Origin of the sequence: Paenibacillus glycinis, assembly GCF_009909185.1 — a bacterium.
Lineage (GTDB): Bacteria > Bacillota > Bacilli > Paenibacillales > Paenibacillaceae > Paenibacillus_Z > Paenibacillus_Z glycinis.
In genome coordinates this window covers 60296-78825 of the sequence record NZ_JAAAMV010000003.1, presented here as the reverse complement: position 1 = coordinate 78825, position 18530 = coordinate 60296, and the positions used below count along the sequence as shown (strand labels likewise).

General features: G+C 55.0%; 14 protein-coding genes. 12 read left to right on the top strand and 2 right to left on the bottom strand.

Annotated features, from left to right (window positions below; all coding sequences use genetic code 11):
• Positions 1-132: 132 nt before the first annotated feature.
• The 3 genes from GT019_RS07050 to GT019_RS07040 all read left to right on the top strand — a co-directional run bounded on the left by GT019_RS07050 (position 133) and on the right by GT019_RS07040 (position 3548).
• The gene (locus GT019_RS07050; protein WP_161742779.1) at positions 133-525 is read left to right on the top strand and encodes a kinase-associated lipoprotein B; all 393 of its coding nucleotides are present in this window, start codon (positions 133-135) and stop codon (positions 523-525) included.
• Between the two features lie 110 nt (positions 526-635).
• Positions 636-1226, top strand: coding sequence for a TetR/AcrR family transcriptional regulator (locus GT019_RS07045; protein WP_161742300.1), 591 nt, complete (start codon positions 636-638; stop codon positions 1224-1226).
• A 306-nt stretch (positions 1227-1532) separates the two neighbouring features.
• Positions 1533-3548: a YhgE/Pip domain-containing protein gene (locus GT019_RS07040; protein WP_161742298.1), complete on the top strand. Its 2016-nt coding sequence runs from the start codon at positions 1533-1535 to the stop codon at positions 3546-3548.
• A gap of 155 nt (positions 3549-3703) precedes the next feature.
• On the opposite strand, the gene GT019_RS07035 is transcribed toward GT019_RS07040, so the two are convergent.
• Entirely contained in the window at positions 3704-5056 is a 1353-nt protein-coding gene (locus GT019_RS07035) for a stalk domain-containing protein (protein WP_161742296.1), read from the bottom strand.
• A 385-nt stretch (positions 5057-5441) separates the two neighbouring features.
• Between GT019_RS07035 and gltB the strand changes: the two genes are divergently transcribed.
• Together gltB and GT019_RS07025 are read left to right on the top strand one after the other, a co-directional pair.
• Entirely contained in the window at positions 5442-10046 is a 4605-nt protein-coding gene (gene gltB / locus GT019_RS07030; RefSeq protein ID WP_161742294.1) for a glutamate synthase large subunit, read from the top strand.
• A 328-nt stretch (positions 10047-10374) separates the two neighbouring features.
• Positions 10375-10530, top strand: coding sequence for a hypothetical protein (locus GT019_RS07025; protein ID WP_161742292.1), 156 nt, complete (start codon positions 10375-10377; stop codon positions 10528-10530).
• 197 nt (positions 10531-10727) lie between these two features.
• Here the strand turns inward: GT019_RS07025 and GT019_RS07020 are convergent, their stop codons facing one another.
• Positions 10728-11096 (bottom strand): helix-turn-helix domain-containing protein, encoded by a 369-nt coding sequence (locus GT019_RS07020; protein WP_161742290.1) that lies wholly within the window; start codon positions 11094-11096, stop codon positions 10728-10730.
• Positions 11097-11354: 258 nt separating this feature from the next.
• On the opposite strand from GT019_RS07020, the gene GT019_RS07015 reads away from it, so the two are divergent.
• The 7 genes from GT019_RS07015 (at position 11355) to GT019_RS06985 (ending at position 18454) form a co-directional block, all read left to right on the top strand.
• Positions 11355-12131, top strand: coding sequence for an SGNH/GDSL hydrolase family protein (locus GT019_RS07015; RefSeq protein ID WP_161742288.1), 777 nt, complete (start codon positions 11355-11357; stop codon positions 12129-12131).
• Positions 12132-12167: 36 nt separating this feature from the next.
• Complete coding sequence (locus GT019_RS07010) at positions 12168-13172, top strand: LCP family protein (RefSeq protein WP_161742287.1); 1005 nt, start codon at positions 12168-12170, stop codon at positions 13170-13172.
• Between the two features lie 30 nt (positions 13173-13202).
• Positions 13203-13724, top strand: a complete 522-nt coding sequence (locus GT019_RS07005; protein ID WP_161742285.1) for a tyrosine-type recombinase/integrase — start codon at positions 13203-13205, stop codon at positions 13722-13724.
• A gap of 30 nt (positions 13725-13754) precedes the next feature.
• Positions 13755-15578 (top strand): glycosyl hydrolase family 28-related protein, encoded by a 1824-nt coding sequence (locus tag GT019_RS07000; RefSeq protein WP_161742283.1) that lies wholly within the window; start codon positions 13755-13757, stop codon positions 15576-15578.
• A gap of 119 nt (positions 15579-15697) precedes the next feature.
• A complete protein-coding gene (locus GT019_RS06995) occupies positions 15698-16357 on the top strand; it encodes a CpsD/CapB family tyrosine-protein kinase (protein ID WP_161742281.1) in 660 nt (219 codons plus the stop codon).
• A 20-nt stretch (positions 16358-16377) separates the two neighbouring features.
• Positions 16378-17127, top strand: a complete 750-nt coding sequence (locus tag GT019_RS06990; protein WP_161742279.1) for a YveK family protein — start codon at positions 16378-16380, stop codon at positions 17125-17127.
• A gap of 16 nt (positions 17128-17143) precedes the next feature.
• Positions 17144-18454, top strand: a complete 1311-nt coding sequence (locus GT019_RS06985) for a hypothetical protein (protein WP_201755272.1) — start codon at positions 17144-17146, stop codon at positions 18452-18454.
• Positions 18455-18530: the final 76 nt, after the last annotated feature.

Sequence of the window (18530 nt, the reverse complement as noted above, 5' to 3'; positions counted from 1 at the left end):
ATCCTGAGATATGGATGTCCGGCGATATCCGGGCGGGCGCAAGCCTTTCCGCGGTTCGGACTCGGAGAAGCCGTCAAAGGTTCCGCAGGCGGGACAAAAGCTTGGAAATGCTGGAGAATGGAGTGGTTGAAGATGCAAGGGAACGAGAAGCGCATGCCGGAGGCAGGCTCGATAGTAGCGTTCACGAATAAAACGGGCCGTTATGCAGGCGAGGTTATGGAAATTAATGGAATGCGGGCGCTTATAAAGGTGTTGGCCGTGCTGAAGCATCCCGACCAGGGCGATTTGCACAATCCTTACAATCCCGACGTGCCGATGTTTCACGAGCGCCGGGCGCTCAGCTATACCGAGAAAACGAACGTGCCGTTCGGCGACATCGAACCCTTCCACGGCGAGGTGCCGGAATACAAGGCATCGCTGGCTCGCGCGGTGGCCGCGGAGATCGAAGCGCTCGACCGGCTGAAGCGCTGGACGGAGCGGGGATTGGACAATCTGAGGCAGCTGGAAAAGGAATACGGCGCTTAGAATCGGCGGAATTGCAAAATCTAATCTATTGACCAATTGACCATATTGTAAATCCGGTCAATTGGTGGTATGCTGAATGGCAGATAAGATCATGAAGGAGGCTGCGGCAGATGACGGGGCCGAAGAAATCGGTTGACCGCCGGGCTCTAATCGTGGAAGCGGCAGGGAAGTCGTTCTCCATGTTCGGTTACAAAGCGACGACGATGGAGGTGGTTTCCAAAATCGCCGCAGTCGGCAAAGGTACCATCTACACGTTTTTCGCCACGAAAGAAGAGCTGTTCGGCGAAATCATCGGCCAGCTTACCAAAGAGCTGCGCGAGCTGGCGGAACGGACGATCGACCACGAGCGGCCGTTCTTCGACAATTTGTCGGCCGTGCTTCACGAGCTGCTGCTTTTTCGCGACAAGCACGAGCTGATGGTGAAGCTTTCGCAAGAGGTGCGGGATATCGGCACGCCGATGGCGAAGGACGGCATCGCCAAGCTGGAGCAGGCGATCACGGCTTTCATTCAGCAGGAAGTGGTCCTGGCGGTCGAGAAGGGCGAGATTCGCTCCTCCAATCCGAAGCTGACCGCGTTCGTCATGCTGAAGCTTTACGTCGCGCTGAATTCCGAGTGGAGCAAGCATCAAGAGCCGCTGACGCGCAAGGAAGTGGCCGGGTATTTTAACGAGCTGATGCGCGACGGCATGTCGGTGAGATAAGCGCCGGCCGAAGGCGCGGTGCTCGCGGCGAAGGCTTGAAGTTTCCGTTCGTCTCGCTTCATCGGGCAAACGGGGGGCGGAATGCCAAGGGCCGCCGCCGACGCGGTGCTCGCCGCTCGTCTAACGCAGGTCGATCGATTACCGTATGGACGGAAACGTTCTGCGGGCGAATGCCGGCTTCCCGGCATTTCAAAAAAGCGGCAGCTGCTGCTTCTTTTTTTGGCATTCATTGACCGAAAGTATGAAGTGGTCAAGTGTTCATTCTTTTTGGAATCATACTTTAATTTCGCATTGGAGGCGCAAGTCATGTTGGGTATATCGTTATTCGGCAAGGAAATGAATCGGATTCTCCGCAACCCCAAGCTGCTTATCCCGATCATCGGCATCTTGTTCATCCCGATCATGTACAGCGGGATGCTGATCGGCGCTTTCTGGGATCCCTACGGCAAGCTGGACCGGATGCCGGTCGCGGTCGTCAACGCGGACGCCGGGGCGGAGTTCAAGGGCGCGCCGCTTACCGTCGGGCGGGACTTGGTCAAGGAGCTGCAGGCGAACAAGACGTTCAATTGGGCCTTCGTCGACGAGGCGAAAGCCGAGCGCGGCTTGAAGAACGGCGATTATTATTATGTCATCGAAATCCCCTCCGAATTCTCGTCGCAGGCGACCACGCTGCTCGATAAGGAGCCGCATCCGGCGGCGATCCGCTATCTGACGAACGACAGCGAGAATTATCTGGCCTCGAAGATCGGTTCGTCCGCGATCGCGAAGCTGCAGACCGACATCTCGCAGCAGGTGACCAAGGCTTACGCCAAAGCGGTATTCGGCAGCATCGGCGAAGCCGCCGACGGCTTTGCCCAGGCCAGCGCCGGCGCCGGCAAGCTGGAGGACGGGGCGAAAAGCGCGGAGCAGGGCGCCGCGCAGCTCCGCGATAACGTGGCGAAGCTGGCCAGCGGCACGCAGCAGCTGGCCGGCGGGGTCGAAGCGCTGGACAGCGGGGCGGACCGGCTTCAGGCCGGCACGGCCGCCGTCAGCGACGGCACGGCGAAGCTGGCCGACGGGCTCGGGAAGCTTGAGGCCGCCGGCGGACAGCTCGGCGGCGGCGCGAAGCAAGCGGCTGCGGCCGGCGCGGAGCTGGCCGCAGGGCTTGCTTCGGCGAAGCAGGGCAGCGCCGATCTCGCCGGCGCGGCCGCGAAGCTGTCGGCGGCGCTGGACGCGTACGCCGCCGCGCAGCCCGATGCCGCGCAGGACAGCGCGCTGCAGGGGCTGATCGGCGCGGCCCGCGCGGTATCCGCGGGCGCGGCCGAGCTCTCCGGCGGCAGCGCGCAGCTGGCCGCCGGCGGCGCGCAGCTGCAGCAGGGGCAGGACGCCCTGCTGCAGGGCATCGACGCGCTGCACGCGCAGCTCGCAGCCGCGGACAAGAACGGCACCGAGCTGGCCGCCGGCGCCAAGAGCGCCGCGGCGGGCGCCGCGAAGCTGGCGGACGGCGCGGCCGCCGCGGGCCGCGGCGTGGCGCAGCTTGCCGATGGCACCGGCAAGCTGGCGGACGGCTCCGCCGCGCTGGCCACCGGCGCGGCGCAGCTCGCCAGCGGCTCGACCGAGCTGTCGGGCAAGCTCGGCGACGCCGCCAGCCAAAGCGCGGGCGTCACCGGAACCGACGCCCTCTACGACATGTTCGCCAATCCCGTACATGTCGAAGAGCAGAAACTGACCGACGTGCCGAACTACGGCACGGGCTTCGCGCCGTATGCGTTGTCGCTCGGCTTGTTCGTCGGCGCGCTGCTCTCGACGATGGTCGTTCCGATGCGCGAGACGGGCACGAAGCCGCGCTCCGGCTGGAGCTGGTTCGTCAGCAAGGCGCTGCTCTTCGCCGGCGTCGGCGTCGTGCAGGCGCTGATCGCCGACGCGATCCTGCTGTACGGCATCGGCATGCACGCCAATCATCTGGGCGCGTTCGTCGGGTTCTCGATCCTGACGAGCGTCACGTTCATGATGATCATTCAATTCCTCGTGACCTTGCTGGATCAACCCGGCCGGTTCGTGTCCGTCATGCTGCTCATCCTGCAGCTGACCGGCAGCGCCGGCACGTATCCGGCCGAGCTTGTGCCGGCATGGCTGCAGCGCATCGGCGATTGGCTGCCGATGACGTACTCGATCCGCGCGTTCCGCGAGATCCTGACCGGCAACGAGCTGCGGGACACCGGAGCCAGCGCCGCGTTCCTGGCGGTCGTCGCCGTGCTGTTCGCGGCGCTCACGTTCGTCGTGTTCCACCTGATGCACCGCAAGGAACGGGGGCAGGCGCCGTCGGCAGAGCTTTCGGTTTAATGAAACATGCGGTCTGACGGAATCAGTCGGAAGTTCGGTCGTTCCACCCCATAAACACGGCGAAAAGGCGGGATCCCCGGCGCAGCTTGCAGCTGCCCGAAGGATCCCGCCTTTTTCATGACGGAGGAACTGATCGTGAAGGACATGTCGTCCGTTTACGAGTTGATGAACACCGTGGCAATCGGCTTCCGGTATTCCACCTGGTAGCCGAGCCCGCGCGACAAGGCCGCAAGCGGCAGGTACGTGTACGCGTTGGCGCCGGATTGCTGCAGATAAGCCGGCGTTTCGAGCGGAACGGTTTGCCCGTCGACCTTCATCGTGTTCGCGCCGATCGTGAAAGCGACCTTCTTGCCGCCGGAGGCGATCGTCGCCGTACGGGTCTTGTTGTCCCAGTTCAGCGTCGCGTGCAGCGCCGTCGCGACGTCGCGCATCGGCAGGAACGTCGTGTTGTTCTTCAAGACGGGCTTGTTGCCGCCCTTCAAGCTCGCTCCGTTCACGACGACGCGCAGCGGCGTGCCCGCGGGCAGCGCGTCGGGGTCGCGGTAATCCCCCCAGATGCCTTCCGCGAATGCGCGGCCCATCACGTCGTAACCGGACTGCTTCGGATGGATGTCGCCTTTCAGAATATACGTATAGGCCAGCTCTTTGCCCGCGAACGGCTCCGACACGTCGACCGTGCGCACGTCGTAGCCTTCCTGCGTAAGCTTGGCGGCCAGCGCCTCGTCCATGCCTTTCAGCTTCGCGACGGCCGCGGTCAGAATATCGTATTGCTCCTGCGTGACCGCTTTGTTCAGCGCGGAAGGCTTCGGCGCCGGCAAGTATTGATCCGCGAAGACGACCGTTGCCTTCGGGTTCAAGCTCAAGATCGTCCGAAGGGACGCTTCCAGCTCCGGCACGTACGTTTCCAGCATCGCGTCCAGCTTCGCCTGCAGATCGGAGGCCGACAAGCCCCCTCCTTTGATATCGTCGAAGATCGGCGTGAAATCGTTCCCCCCGATCGTCAGCGTGACGAGATCGGCCGTTTTCAAATCCGCGGCCAACGCGGCCGATTTGGCTACCGTTTCCGACGCCAGCGGATACGTCGACAAATTCGGCTGAACCTCTTCGGCGGTGATGCCCGCTCCGTCCGCCGCCGCTTTCAGGAACTTGCTGAGGCCCGGCGTTTTGAGCGCGATGATGCCGTAATTCTTCAGATCGGCCCGGCCGTGATACAGCGCTTGTTCGTAGACGCGGTCGACGTAGCCATACGGAATCGACGATAAGTTCATGCCCAGCTCGTAGCCGACCGTCAGCGAATCTCCTACGGCGACGATATGCAGCGGTTCGCCCGCCGCGGCCGCTTTCGGCGCGGCTGCCGCCGCATAAGGCCGCGGCGCGAATGACGCTTGCGATGCAAGGGAAGGCTGTCCCGCCGCGAGCGCGCTCCCCGCGCCGACCGTAACGGCCAATAGCGCCGCTGCCGCGATCGCTGCCGCCCGGCCCGGCATTTTGCTGCTTGTTCTTATCAAATGGACCACATCCTTCTGTATAATTATGCGTCTTCATGAAAAATAAATGTACAAATCTTGTTCGCAGGCCCGCGTTGCTCCGTTAAAGAACTCTTATCGCATTCATAAAAATATTAAATTGATATCATTATGGCGTGATGTTAAAATAATATAATAACGAAATTCCACCATCTTGCCCGTTTGCCGAAAGATGCTGATAAATACGGCATTTTTACCCAGCCGCCGTTCAGCGTCTTTTTTTGAAGGACCTCATGAAAGCATGCAGGAAAGGTTTTCATACTCCTTCATTCTAAGCGATCTTGGCCAAGAAATGAAGTCGGATTCGATGCATAAGAATCCATTCCTTCGTTTATTCACAAATTTCTCATAGAAAGGTTGCATCCAAGTGAAAGAGAACCGTTTAGGATTGCCGCCGAAGCAGGGCCTGTACGACCCGCAATACGAGAAAGACGCTTGCGGCATGGGCTTTGTGGCTAACATCAAGGGATTGAAGTCTCACGCGATCATTCAGCAGGCGCTGACGGTGCTCGAGAACATGGAGCATCGCGGCGGGCAGGGCAGCGAGCCCAACACGGGCGACGGAGCGGGCATTTTGCTTCAAATTCCGCATGCGTTTTTCTCCCGCGAACTGAAGGAGCTCGGCATCGAGCTGCCCGCAAGCGGGGAATACGCCGTCGGCATGCTCTTCCTGTCCCAGGACGAGAGCGTGCGCAGCAAGCATGAGCGTGAATTGGAGGCCATTATCCGCGAGGAAGGCCAGACGCTGATCGGTTGGCGCACCGTCCCGACGGACGACGGGAAGCTTGGACAATCCGCGATCGCGGCGAAGCCGTTCGTTCGCCAGGTGTTCATTGGCAGAGATGCGTCGCTGCAGGATGAGCTTGCCTTCGAGCGCAAGATCTACGTCATCCGCAAGCGCGCCGAGCTGGCGATCCGCTATTCCGGCACGGAAGGCGCGGACAGCTTCTATTTCTCCAGCTTCTCGAGCAAGAAAATCGTGTACAAGGGGATGCTGACGACCGAGCAGGTTCGTTCTTTCTATGCAGAGTTGAACGACGAAGCCATGGAAACCGCCATCGCCCTGGTCCACTCCCGTTTCTCGACGAACACGTTCCCGAGCTGGGAGCGCGCGCATCCGTACCGTTACCTGATCCACAACGGCGAGATCAACACGCTGCGCGGCAACGTCAACTGGATGCATGCCCGGCAGACGCTGTTCGCGTCCGAATTGTTCGGCGAAAGCCTGGATAAGATCAAACCGATCATCAACCCGGACGGATCCGATACGGCGATGTTCGACAATACGCTGGAGTTCTTGTATCTCTCCGGCCGCTCGCTTCCGCATGCCGCCATGATGATGGTGCCCGAGCCATGGTCCAACCATGAAGGCATGAGCGACGAGAAGAAAGCGTTCTACGAATACCACAGCACGCTGATGGAGCCGTGGGACGGACCGGCCGCGATGGCCTTCACCGACGGCACGCAGATCGGCGCGATTCTCGACCGGAACGGTCTGCGCCCCGCGCGTTATTATGTAACGAAAGACGACGTCATCATTCTCGGATCCGAGGCGGGCACCGTCCACGTCGATCCGGAGAACATCCTGTACAAAGACCGCCTGCGTCCGGGCCGCATGCTCCTCGTCGATACGAAGGCGGGCCGCATCGTCTCCGACGAAGAGGTCAAAGCTTCGATCGCGTCCGAGCATCCGTACCGCCAATGGCTCGACGAGCATCTCGTTGGGCTTGACGATCTGCCGGACGCGCCGGAGCTTCCGGAACCGGACCACGATACGGTCGAACAGCGTCAGCAAGCGTTCGGCTACACGTTCGAGGATCTGCGCAAGGTGCTCGAGCCGATGGCGGGCAGCGGCGTAGAGCCGATCGCTTCCATGGGTTACGACGCGCCGCTGGCCGTTCTGTCGGAGCGCCCGCAGCGTCTGTTCAACTACTTCAAGCAAATGTTCGCGCAGGTGACGAACCCGCCGATCGACGCGATCCGCGAGGAAATCATCACGGCGACGGGCACGACGCTCGGTCCGGAGCGCAACCTGCTCAATCCGGAGCCGGAGAGCGCCCGCCAGATTCGCCTGGCGTCGCCGGTGTTGTCGAACGAAGAGTTCGCGAAGCTGCGCCACGTGCGCCGTCCTGGCTTCAAGTCGATTACGCTTCCGACGTTGTTTAATGCCGCCGACGGCGTGGAAGGCCTTCGTTTCGCGATTCAGCAGATGTGCGATGCCGCGGACCGCGTCATCGGCAAGGGCCATAACGTCCTGATCCTGTCCGACCGCGGCGTGGATCGCGAGAACGCGGCGATTCCTTCGCTGCTGGCCGTATCGGCCCTGCATCATCATCTCATTCGCGAGGGATCCCGCACGAAGGTCAGCATTTTGCTGGAATCCGGCGAGCCGCGCGAGGTGCATCACTTCGCGCTGCTGCTCGGCTACGGCGTGAGCGCGGTCAATCCGTACCTGGCCTTCGAGACGCTGGACGACATGATCCGCCAAGGCCTGCTCAAAGGCGTGACGCACGAGAAAGCGGTCAAGAACTTCATCAAAGCCGCGACCAAGGGCGTCGTGAAAATTCTGTCCAAGATGGGCATCTCGACGATTCAATCGTACCGCGGCGCGCAAATCTTCGAAGCGGTGGGCTTGACCGAAGAAGTCGTCGACGCGTACTTCACGTGGACACCTACCCGCATCGGCGGCATCGGCCTCGACGTCATCACCGAAGAAGCGTTGAAGCACCATAACCGCGCGTTCGCCGAACAGGAAGGCCGCGTCAAGGAGCTGGACTCCGGCGGCGAATACCAATGGCGCAAAGACGGCGAAGACCATCTGTTCAGCCCGCAGACGATCCATACGCTGCAGATGGCTTCCCGCGCCAACGACTACAAGCTGTACAAGAAGTTCTCGGCGCTCGTGCAGGGCGAAGACAAGAAGCATCTGACGCTTCGCTCGCTGCTGGACTTCAATTTCACGTCGGAACCGGTGCCGCTGGACGAAGTGGAATCGGTGGAATCCATCGTGAAGCGGTTCAAGACGGGCGCCATGTCCTACGGTTCGATCAGCCGGGAAGCGCATGAAGCGCTGGCGATCGCGATGAACCGCATCGGCGGACGTTCCAACACCGGCGAAGGCGGCGAAGATCCGGCGCGCTTCATTCCGGACGCGAACGGCGATTCCCGCCGCAGCGCGATCAAGCAGGTCGCTTCCGGCCGCTTCGGCGTCACGAGCAACTACTTGGTCAACGCCGACGAGATTCAGATCAAAATGGCGCAGGGCGCGAAGCCGGGCGAAGGCGGCCAGCTGCCTGGACGCAAAGTCTACCCTTGGGTAGCCGAAGTCCGCGGCTCCACGCCGGGCGTTGGTCTCATCTCGCCTCCGCCGCATCATGATATCTATTCCATCGAGGATCTGGCCGAGCTGATTCACGATCTCAAGAACGCCAACCCTCGCGCGCGCATCAACGTGAAGCTCGTATCCGAAGTAGGCGTCGGCACGATCGCCGCGGGCGTAGCCAAGGGCCGCGCGGACGTTATCCTCGTCAGCGGCTACGACGGTGGCACCGGCGCTTCGCCATTGGCATCGATCCGCCACGCGGGCATGCCATGGGAGCTCGGCCTGGCCGAGACGCACCAGACGCTGATGCTGAACAACCTGCGCGACCGCGTGGTCGTGGAGACGGACGGCAAAATCATGAACGGCCGCGACCTGGCGATCGCTACGCTGCTCGGCGCGGAAGAATTCGGCTTCTCCACGGCTCCGCTCGTCGTGCTCGGCTGCATCATGATGCGCGTCTGCCAGCTGGACACGTGTCCGGTCGGCGTCGCGACGCAGAACCCGGATCTGCGCAAGAAATTCATGGGCGATCCGAGCCACGTGGCGAATTATATGCTGTTCGTCGCGCAAGAATACCGCGAGATCATGGCGGAGCTCGGCTTCCGCACCGTCAACGAAATGGTCGGACGCGTGGACCGTCTGCAAACCAAAGACCTGATCGATCACTACAAGCTCAAAGGCATCGATCTTCGTCCGCTGCTGCATCAAATGGAGGTTCCTCAGGATGCCGCCCGTTACAACACGCAGCAGCAGGATCATAAATTGGAAGAGTCGCTCGACATGCAGCATCTGCTGACGCTGGCCGGTCCGGCGATCGAATCGGGCGAGCGCGTGCGCGCGACCCTGCCGATCACGAACATCAACCGCGTCGTCGGTACGATCGTGGGCAGCGAAGTGACCCGCAAGCACGGCGCGGCAGGCTTGCCGGAGGACACGATCTCGTTCCACTTCGTCGGCTCGGCCGGCCAAAGCTTCGGCGCGTTCGTGCCGAAGGGCATTACGCTCTCCCTGGAAGGCGACTCCAACGACTATGTCGGCAAAGGGCTTTCCGGCGGCAAAATCATCGTGGCTCCGTCTCCGAAGGCGACCTTCAAGGCGGAAGAGAACGTCATTATCGGCAACACCGCGTTCTACGGCGCGACGAACGGCGAAGCCTATATCCGCGGCATCGCTGGCGAGCGCTTCGCGGTCCGGAACTCCGGCGTGAACGTCGTCGTCGAAGGCGTGGGCGATCACGGCTGCGAATACATGACGGGCGGACGCGTCGCCATCCTCGGCGGAACCGGCCGCAACTTCGCGGCAGGCATGTCCGGCGGCGTCGCTTACATCCTGGACGAAGCCGGTGACTTCTACAAGCACTGCAACATCGAAATGGTGCTGCTCGAGCGCGTCGAAGAAGCGCGCGACGTCGAAGAGCTGCAGGGCATGCTGAAGCGCCACGCCGAGTACACCGGCAGCGCGGTGGCGGAACGTCTGCTGTCCGATTGGGAAACGTCCTTGACCAAGTTCGTCAAGGTCATCCCGAAAGACTACAAACGGATGCTCGAGCAAATCGAGAAAATGGAACAAACCGGCCTCGCCGGCGACGAAGCGCTGCTCGCGGCCTTCGAAGCCAATATGAAAGAACTGGCGCGCGTGGGCGGGAACTAACCCGAAGACAATATCGTGGACATTAAGAAGCTGGCAGCGAATAAATTCGCTGCCAGCTTTTTTATTATTTATTAGCTAAATGTTAGCGTTATTAACAAATTTGGATAATTCTCTCATAATCGACAAAATAACAAGCGAATTGTGAGAATGGTCCCACAACCTTCGACATCCTTTTTGATTTCTTTTGGCTATACTAGATGAAGACAATCAATGCAGAGAGAACATCCAAGGGAGGAAGTCGAGTAGATAGGGTGGTTTTGAAACATCCGCGATTCAGGAGCCGACTGTTCAAAAGAGAAAGACATTTAAAGAGAGAAGGTATTGGGGAATGAAGAGAAATGAAATTGAAAATCAAGAAGCCGACAAAAAACCTCCAGCAGTTGTATTGGATATACAAACGATCGTTCAGCAGCTTGGCATTAATCTTGCTAACTGGCCCCATGACCTGCCTCAACTAAATGAAGCCGAGAAAGAACAAACGTAGTTTTCCTACTCCTAATCATTAACCGCTACATAGATCAATGAAACGAAAATGAATCGACATAGGGAAAGCTGCTTTCGGGAATTATCCGAAAGCAGCTTTTATTATTTTTACATCGTCGTGTCCCTATGAGGAACTTTATAAATAATGCACTCCTGATAATCAGGAGTGCACTATTAAAGGCGATGCTTGTTAATGGCCTATTTCATGCTACGTTCTGTTCTTACAAAGGCAATAAATCGTTTCGCTTCTTCAGGGGACAATTTTAGACCATCTATCGTTAATTCATATCTACTTAAAATGTCGGCTTCCGATAGTTCTAAATGGTCCACGAAATCTCTGACCGGCTCGTCTAGAACACTCTGAGGCAAGTTCGTTCGCCCAACTAAATAATCTACTGAAACTTTAAATAGGTCGGCAAACTTAGACAATGTCTCCGTGTCCGGCTCGCGGCGGTTCTTTTCGTAATGAGACAAGGCTGCACGCGAAATCCCAAGTAATCCTGCAGTTTGTTCCTGAGTCCAACCTCGGTCGTCCCTCAGTTTAGAAATCCGGCTGCCGATATTCATTATTTTCCTCCTACTTATCAATATACTCATATTAATAGAATATGTGGTTTTTTGCATTCAATGAAACAAAACGTCGCAAAATGAGGTAATATTTTTAAAGATCTGATTGACAATATACAAAACGTATCTTAAAGTAAGCAATATACATGTTACGAACTGTATCGTCGCTTTTTAGTACTAAGTATTGCCACGGATTTTTATTCTATTCACGATGACGCAAACGGAACTCGATCATTCTGCAAATCAAGGAGGAAACGCATGAAAAGGAGATCTGTCGTGTTGTTTTCAGCGCCGATATCGGTCGCGGTCATTTTTTTCATTTTCTGGATGTATCCATCGCATGATCGTTCGGAGCTAAGCCCAAAGCCGGCTTTGAATAAGCCGTCCATCGTGCAGAAGCTTCAGAAGGTTGCCGCGACAAAAGGCAAAGTTACGATTGTTGCGCTTGGAAGCAGCGTGACGCGGGGATCGGGCGCGAGCGGTTATAAGACCACATGGCCCAACCGACTTTTTGACTTCCTCGACGCAATGAAGCCACTGTCCCATAAAATCGAAATCGTCAACGACGGTAATCCAGGATTTACGACCAAACATATGCTCGACAATACCGCTCAAATTAATGAAATTATTCGCTCCAAACCGGATTTGGTTCTGTTCGAAACTTGTATCTTGAACGATGTGAAGGCCCCCCTGCCGATCGAGACGACGCTGAGTAATTTGGATGCAATCGTAGAAAAGCTTCAAACCGGTCTTCCCAATGCGTTGATCGTCGTGCAATCTCCGAATCCCGAGCGCGATAATGACGCCAAAAACAAACTCGGATTAAGTTATAGCGATTATGCAGAAAAAACAAAGCAGCACGCAGCCGAGAAAAAGTGGATTTATCTCGATGTTTACAACGAGTTTTTTGTTTCTCTGAAAGAGAATAATTTGAAACTCCAGGATGTCATATCTCAGGACGGCATCCATCCAAATGATCGAGGCTATGAAATTTGGTGCGGAATCGTATCGGAATTTTTGATGACGTACCGATAACGGTTTTGCCGCAGACGAAAGAAAGGGAGACGAGACGTGAAGAGATGGCTAAAGCTCAGTCTATTATCGATAACCGTTTTACTGATAGGAGGAGGTGCTTACGGTTATTACGCTTTGCTTCCTTCGCGTCATTTTTCCCGCACGGATATTCCCGTACTTGTAAAACCGACTCAAACCGAAACCAAGAGCGGGGACAGCGCAAGTAATTCCAATCGCGCCGATAATTCCGATTCCGCAGATTCCGCGAATCAAAAAAACGCCAAGCAGGATAAAAATGCATTCAATGTACTCGTCCTCGGGCTCGATGCCAGGGGCAATGAAAACTCAAGGTCGGATGTCATTATGGTCGTCAGAGTAAAGCCCAAGGAAGGAAAAGCCAACATCGTATCCATCCCTCGGGATACCCGGGTCTACGTGGATGAAATCGGGATGACCAAAATCAATCACGCTCATATCGTCGGGGAACTGAGAGGCGGCACGAAGGAAGGGACGCAGACCGCGCTGCAGACCGTGAGCAACTTGTTGAATGTGCCGATCAATTATTACATAAAGACGGACTTTAAAGGATTCGAGAATTTTATCGATACGATCGGAGGCGTGAACGTTCATATTAATGAAGCATTGTTTTTGCGGGCAATAAGCGTAACGCTTCAGCCTGGCGATCAAATCATTGATGGAAAAACCGCGCTGGGACTCGTCCGCGAGCGATGGGCATTCAGTGACGGCGACTTTGGCCGGCAAACCGAACAATCGCAGATTTTGCAGTCCGTCGCGGAACAGTTGTTGAGTCCCAAACATCTTCCGGAACTGGCTGGCCTTCTCGTAAAACTGAAGTCGGATATATTGGATACCAATCTGAAAGAGGATGACTTAATCAGCTTGGCATGGATGCTAAAGGGCATGAACAAGGATGATTTCGATTATGTCCAGGTTCCGGGAAAGAGCGGCTACGAGATGGATCCCATGGTGGGTTCAAAGCTGTATTATTGGATTCCCGATAAGGAGCTGTTGGCTGGACTCAGCGAACAGTATCTGAAGTAATTCGCGCCTGCGGAAAGGAGGTGGTAACCATTGCAAGGTGTCAAGCCGATTCGAAATCCGGCTACGATTAAACAAATGGAAGCTTATTTGTCTCGCCGCTCGATGCGGGACTGGATGCTGTTCGCGATCGGCATTCGTTCGGGGCTTCATTTGCATGATTTGCTGCACTTGCGCGTCGGCGATTTATTTGGAAAAAACGAAATCAAGGTCAATGAAAGCAAGACGGGAAAAGAAAAGCGCTTTACCCTTGACGATCATATGAAAATGATGATCGAACAATATTGCCGGAATCTGAATCTTGATGCGGAGCACTATCTATTCAGCTCCAAACGAACGGGAACGCCTATAAAAAGGGTTAGGGTCTACCGCATTCTTAACGAGGCGGCGAAGGAAGTAGGTTTATCGGATATCGGGACGCATACGATGCGCAAAACCTTCGGCTATCATTTTTATAAACGGACAGGTGATATCAGGCTGTTAAAAGAGTATTTTAATCATTCCGCTCCTTCAGTCACGCTTCGGTATATCGGAGCCGGCTTGGAAGCTGAATAGCCTGCCCTGGTCTTGATAGGAGGGCTATTAATGGATCGGCGCGGCAAAATGGAAAAACCTATATCCAGAAGGCGGGCGTTGTACATATTAAGCGGGGTTGCCGTGGGTCTTGCGGCAGGCATAAGATGGCCGTTTCGAAAATCTGAAACGACGATTATTCGCCAAGAGATTGATCTTTCGGACCCATACACGGACGTCAAAGCTTTCGGGGCAAAAGGGGACGGTGTCACTGATGATTATCGAGCCATCATGAAAGCGGTCAAGTCGGCGACCGAGGGAAACCGCATCCTGTACTTCCCAAGGGGGAAGTACGTATGCTCCGGAACGATTGAACTTCCGGTTACGGAGCGTCCCAATACGGCTGGGACGGCCGGTTCGGGTTTCAAGATCGTCGGCGCGGGGATGTATGATTCGGGGATCTTGTACACGGGTTCGGGATATGCGATTCAGTCCAATCATGAGTTGGCGGAAAGCGTGTCATTCAAGGATTTTTATGTCAATCACGCAAGGGGAGGCGGTATTCGGCTGCCGCAAGGCGCACATCAGGCATTCGAGCGGTTCTTCTCCAGCGCGTGCGGAAAAGGAAGGTACGGAGTTCTAATAGAAGGCGCCAAATCGAACGGTCATAAAAAAGGGTCGGGCGCATATATGATCTCGTTGACCAATTGCAGGTTTTGGAGCGAGAGAGGGTATTCGGGGACCGGCCTTCGGCTTGAGGACGTGCAATTGTGCGCGCGTATTGAAAGTTGCTTCTTCTCGACGTTGACGGTTGACCGGAGCCACCTTGAACTCGTTCGCACGTACGGCGTCCAGATTGACAATTGCGCTTTCGAGAGACTAGAGGATCCTGAGAGCAAAGCACCACTGATTACGATCGATCAGTCGCACGCGGTATCGATTTTGGGCTGCCACGCCGAAGCGACATTCGAGAGCTTCGTCGGGATCAAGGGCCATAGCTCCAATGTCCGCATCGACGGCTGCCGGGTGGATCATTACGCGATCACGCCTTTTAACTACCAGCGCGGTTTCATCGTATCCGTGGACAGCAGATCCACCGGATCAAGAAAAATTATCGTCGGCGACCTCAATTATTGTTTGCAATCCAACCATCAAGATGCCGTGCATGGTTCCATGATCGATGATCCCGTGGGTTGCGTTACCGTCATGGGGTACGAGGATGCCACTCCTTTCCAACAGGACTGGGAGAGAAGAACGGTGTCCGTCATGGGAAACGCGGGGCACAACGTGATCTCTAACCCGGCGCTTTACTCGAATGATCGGGATGGCCTCCCGAATAATGTTCAAGTCACGGGAGAATCGATTCGGTTTGAACAATTGCAGCCTTCAGGCTGCAGGTTGAGCTCCGTTCGCGACACGGGTTCGTCTCGGGTATGGATGACGACCGTCGAGAGCATGAATAAGTATCCTGATTATACGCTATTCATCGTCGGCAGCAATCGTTCAGGCAAAGCGATGCCCATGGCGATTGAAGCTGGGAACCGCAAATTCGAACCGAGCATGCTATGGCCAAGCGGCAGGGAACGTTTTACGCAATCCATTCATATGAGGGCGGTCGAAGGAAAGAAAATCTCGTTTACGATCAACGGCCCATTCGAACTCGATTTATTCGGGGTTTATCTTGTTCCGAATATTACTACCCAAGCGCCTTATGGTTCGGAACTATTGGCGGGCTCCAAGCTTCATGTGGGCCGGGAAATTCGCTTCGGCGATAGGGTTCCGGAACAGCCGGGCGAAATTGGCGACATCGTGTTCAACGGTTCTCCCGCTGAGGGAGGCAGGATCGGTTGGGCGTATACGGCGAATGGGTGGAAATCGTTTGGAAGTATTGATTAAAACGAGTTTTAAACAATTGGCTTGACAAGATCCATTTCGTATCTTAATTTAGAGTGAGGCGGATGATACGAACTGTATCAAAAAAACAATTGATTCTACTATAAAAAAGAGGTGTCTAGATGGCGCTGCAAACGGCTAAAAAACCAATCATAATGGACGTGAATCCATCGTCTCCCGTATCCGAAGCCTATCGTACGCTTAGAACGAATATCGATTTAAGCCAGGACGAATACAAACCGAGGGTTATCACGGTAACGTCGTCCCAGCATAGCGAAGGCAAGACAACGACGGCCGTCAATATGGCGGTTGCATTTGCTCAGACGGATAAAAAGGTGCTGCTGATCGACGCGGCGCTTCGGAATCCTTCACTGCACTATATTTTCAAGCTTCGCAATACCGGCGGCTTAAGCAGTTTGCTGCAAAATCTGCACGGCATTCATGAAATGGTGCGCGAGACGCATATTCCGAATTTATCCGTGCTCACTTCAGGTCCTACTCCTGCGAATCCTTCAGACATTTTATCCAATAAAAATTTGGAGTTGCTGCTGACAGCGTATAAGGAGCATTTCGACATCATTATCGTAGATACGCCTCCGGCTCTAACGGTATCCGATGCGCAAATCATCGCGGCCAAGAGCGACGGCGTTCTGTTAATCGTTCAATACGGCAAAGTAAAGAAGGATCTGATTCGCAAGGTGAAAATGAGCATGGAGCATGTGCACGCGAAGATCCTAGGCGTGGTCATCAATAAGATTGATAAAAGATATATGGGTTCTTAAGGAAGGTAGGCGGGAGAGTCATGGAGATTAAAGAGTTCGTCAAGGTGGTTACCAAGAGGCTGGGCATTGTACTGACGCTTTTCATCCTGATAACGGGGGCAACGGTTTATTACGCGTACTACCAATTAAAGCCCGAATATCAAGCGACCAGCAATATGGTCGTAAACAAAATGATGAGAACCGAAGATACGAATACATTGTCGTACGACGGATTGCTGGCCAATCGAGGACTCATCGATACCTACAAAAAAATCGTCTTGAATCCGACGATACTGAACAAAGTCGTGGAATTAAATCCGGATCTTCGTTTAACCACGCCGCATCTATTGGAGCAATTGAGCGTTAATTCCGATGAAAACACGCAGATCATTTCGATTTCGGCCGAAAACGAGTCTTATGAACGTTCAGCGAAAATCGTTAATGCAGTCACGAATGTGTTTGTCGCGGAAATCCCCAAAATCATGCGGATCGATAACGTGGTCATCCTCAACCTGGCGCCCGAACAATTCACGAGCGATATCGCTCCCGTCAGCCTCAACCCCGCGCTCTATGTAATCGTCGCGTTCATCGCTTCGCTCATCCTGGGAATCGGTCTGGCTCATCTCCTGGAGTACCTGGATGTTACGATTAAGACCGAAGAGGACGTTACGGACGTGATCGGCTATCCAACCGTTGCTATTATTCCTAAAGCAAGTGCGATGGAAATAAAATCAAGAAAAGCAAAATTGAAAAACAAAGTCAAAGATCAGCCAATGTCGTTGAACTCCTGAATCGGATGTGAATGAAATGGAAGCCGTAAATTCCACAAAACTATACGCGAAGCCAAGAGTCATGTCCGCCGCTCATTCTTTTTACAAACCCGCCGTATCGTTTGCGGCTGCGTTGTTGATATACGCGGTCCTCAGTACGCCATTTCCGCAAAGCCCCGGCCTCATCGAAGTGGTAATCGCCTGTTTGTTGGCAGTCTCGATCAGCATCCCAGTCTGTCTATTGGCAGCCGGGGGAGGATTTAAGCTCCTTCGAAGATACGGCGTGATTCCCATTGCCATTCATATCACGTTCTTCTTTTTCCTGTGGTGGAACTTGATGAATGGCGTATTGCTGAAGCATTGGGCGATTAGGGACGTCATACGCGATATCGTCCCTTGCCTGTACTTGTTCATGCCGGTTTTTCTTCTGCCTGTCATGTCGAAGGCGAAAGCCGAGTGGGCAAAATTGCTGCCGTGGTTGATCGCCGGCATCGGCGTGATACTCTCCCTTCGTTTCTACCATATAACGGGCATCTCGCTATTGGATATAGGAAAGAGCTATTACCAGGATAATCTGCTCTATATTCCATATGACCCTAGCGTGGCCTTTGCCGGCATTTTCTTGCCTCTGATGGCCTTTCATACCTTTATGTGGGGCAATATGCGGCGAATGGCCGCGAGTCTAATGATGATCATCGGAGGAGGCATCGCGCTCGGGTCTTTAATGGCAGTCGCACAGAGAGCTCCTCTCGGGTTGGCGTGCCTATGCTTTCTTCTTTATATCGTCTGTTATGCCTTTAAGTCATTCAGGAAGTTTTTGATGGCGGTCATCATGCTGCTCATTGCCGTCTGGATAGGGTTTAGCCAAATTCAAGGTTCGATTGAACTGCTGCAGGCCAAGCAAGAGGCATTCGGGGCGAACGGCAAGTTCGATGAGCTGTATGCGGTTTTTCACGAGTTGGCCAATAGCCCGGATTCCTTGTTATTCGGATTAGGCTGGGGAGGGCTGTTTCATGATCCCGCCGTCAACTACGTGGCGGTCTCCTATACGCATTCGCTGATCACGTATTTTCTTCTAAAAGGCGGATTGATCGGGCTGCTAATCATGTTCATATACATGATCTGGTTGATGCGCAACTTTCTCCGTTCGATCACGATAGAGAAGCTTCCGATTCTGTTCGGCTCCGCGGTACCTTTATTGATAGGCATGTTTTTCCAAGTCAGCTATAAGGCGCTTCCGTACGGGCTGATTCTGACGCTTGTATGTTTGACGAGAATGAATCTTGAGGCCGAAAAAGCCGCAAAACCAGCAGCGCGGAAGAGCGTGGAAAAAACAGCGCTTTCTTGATACGTTTTGTAGTATTTTGCGAAAATACTCTTGACAAGTTACAGAATGTATCATAAATTAGGACTAGAGGCAGTGA

Coding starts and splice junctions, on each gene's coding strand:
- GT019_RS07050 (WP_161742779.1), top strand. CDS start 133: ATGCAAGGGAACGAGAAGCGCATGCCGGAGGCAGGCTCGATAGTAGCG.
- GT019_RS07045 (WP_161742300.1), top strand. CDS start 636: ATGACGGGGCCGAAGAAATCGGTTGACCGCCGGGCTCTAATCGTGGAA.
- GT019_RS07040 (WP_161742298.1), top strand. CDS start 1,533: ATGTTGGGTATATCGTTATTCGGCAAGGAAATGAATCGGATTCTCCGC.
- GT019_RS07025 (WP_161742292.1), top strand. CDS start 10,375: ATGAAGAGAAATGAAATTGAAAATCAAGAAGCCGACAAAAAACCTCCA.
- GT019_RS07020 (WP_161742290.1), bottom strand. CDS start 11,096: ATGAATATCGGCAGCCGGATTTCTAAACTGAGGGACGACCGAGGTTGG.
- GT019_RS07015 (WP_161742288.1), top strand. CDS start 11,355: ATGAAAAGGAGATCTGTCGTGTTGTTTTCAGCGCCGATATCGGTCGCG.
- GT019_RS07000 (WP_161742283.1), top strand. CDS start 13,755: ATGGATCGGCGCGGCAAAATGGAAAAACCTATATCCAGAAGGCGGGCG.
- GT019_RS06995 (WP_161742281.1), top strand. CDS start 15,698: ATGGCGCTGCAAACGGCTAAAAAACCAATCATAATGGACGTGAATCCA.
- GT019_RS06990 (WP_161742279.1), top strand. CDS start 16,378: ATGGAGATTAAAGAGTTCGTCAAGGTGGTTACCAAGAGGCTGGGCATT.
- GT019_RS06985 (WP_201755272.1), top strand. CDS start 17,144: ATGGAAGCCGTAAATTCCACAAAACTATACGCGAAGCCAAGAGTCATG.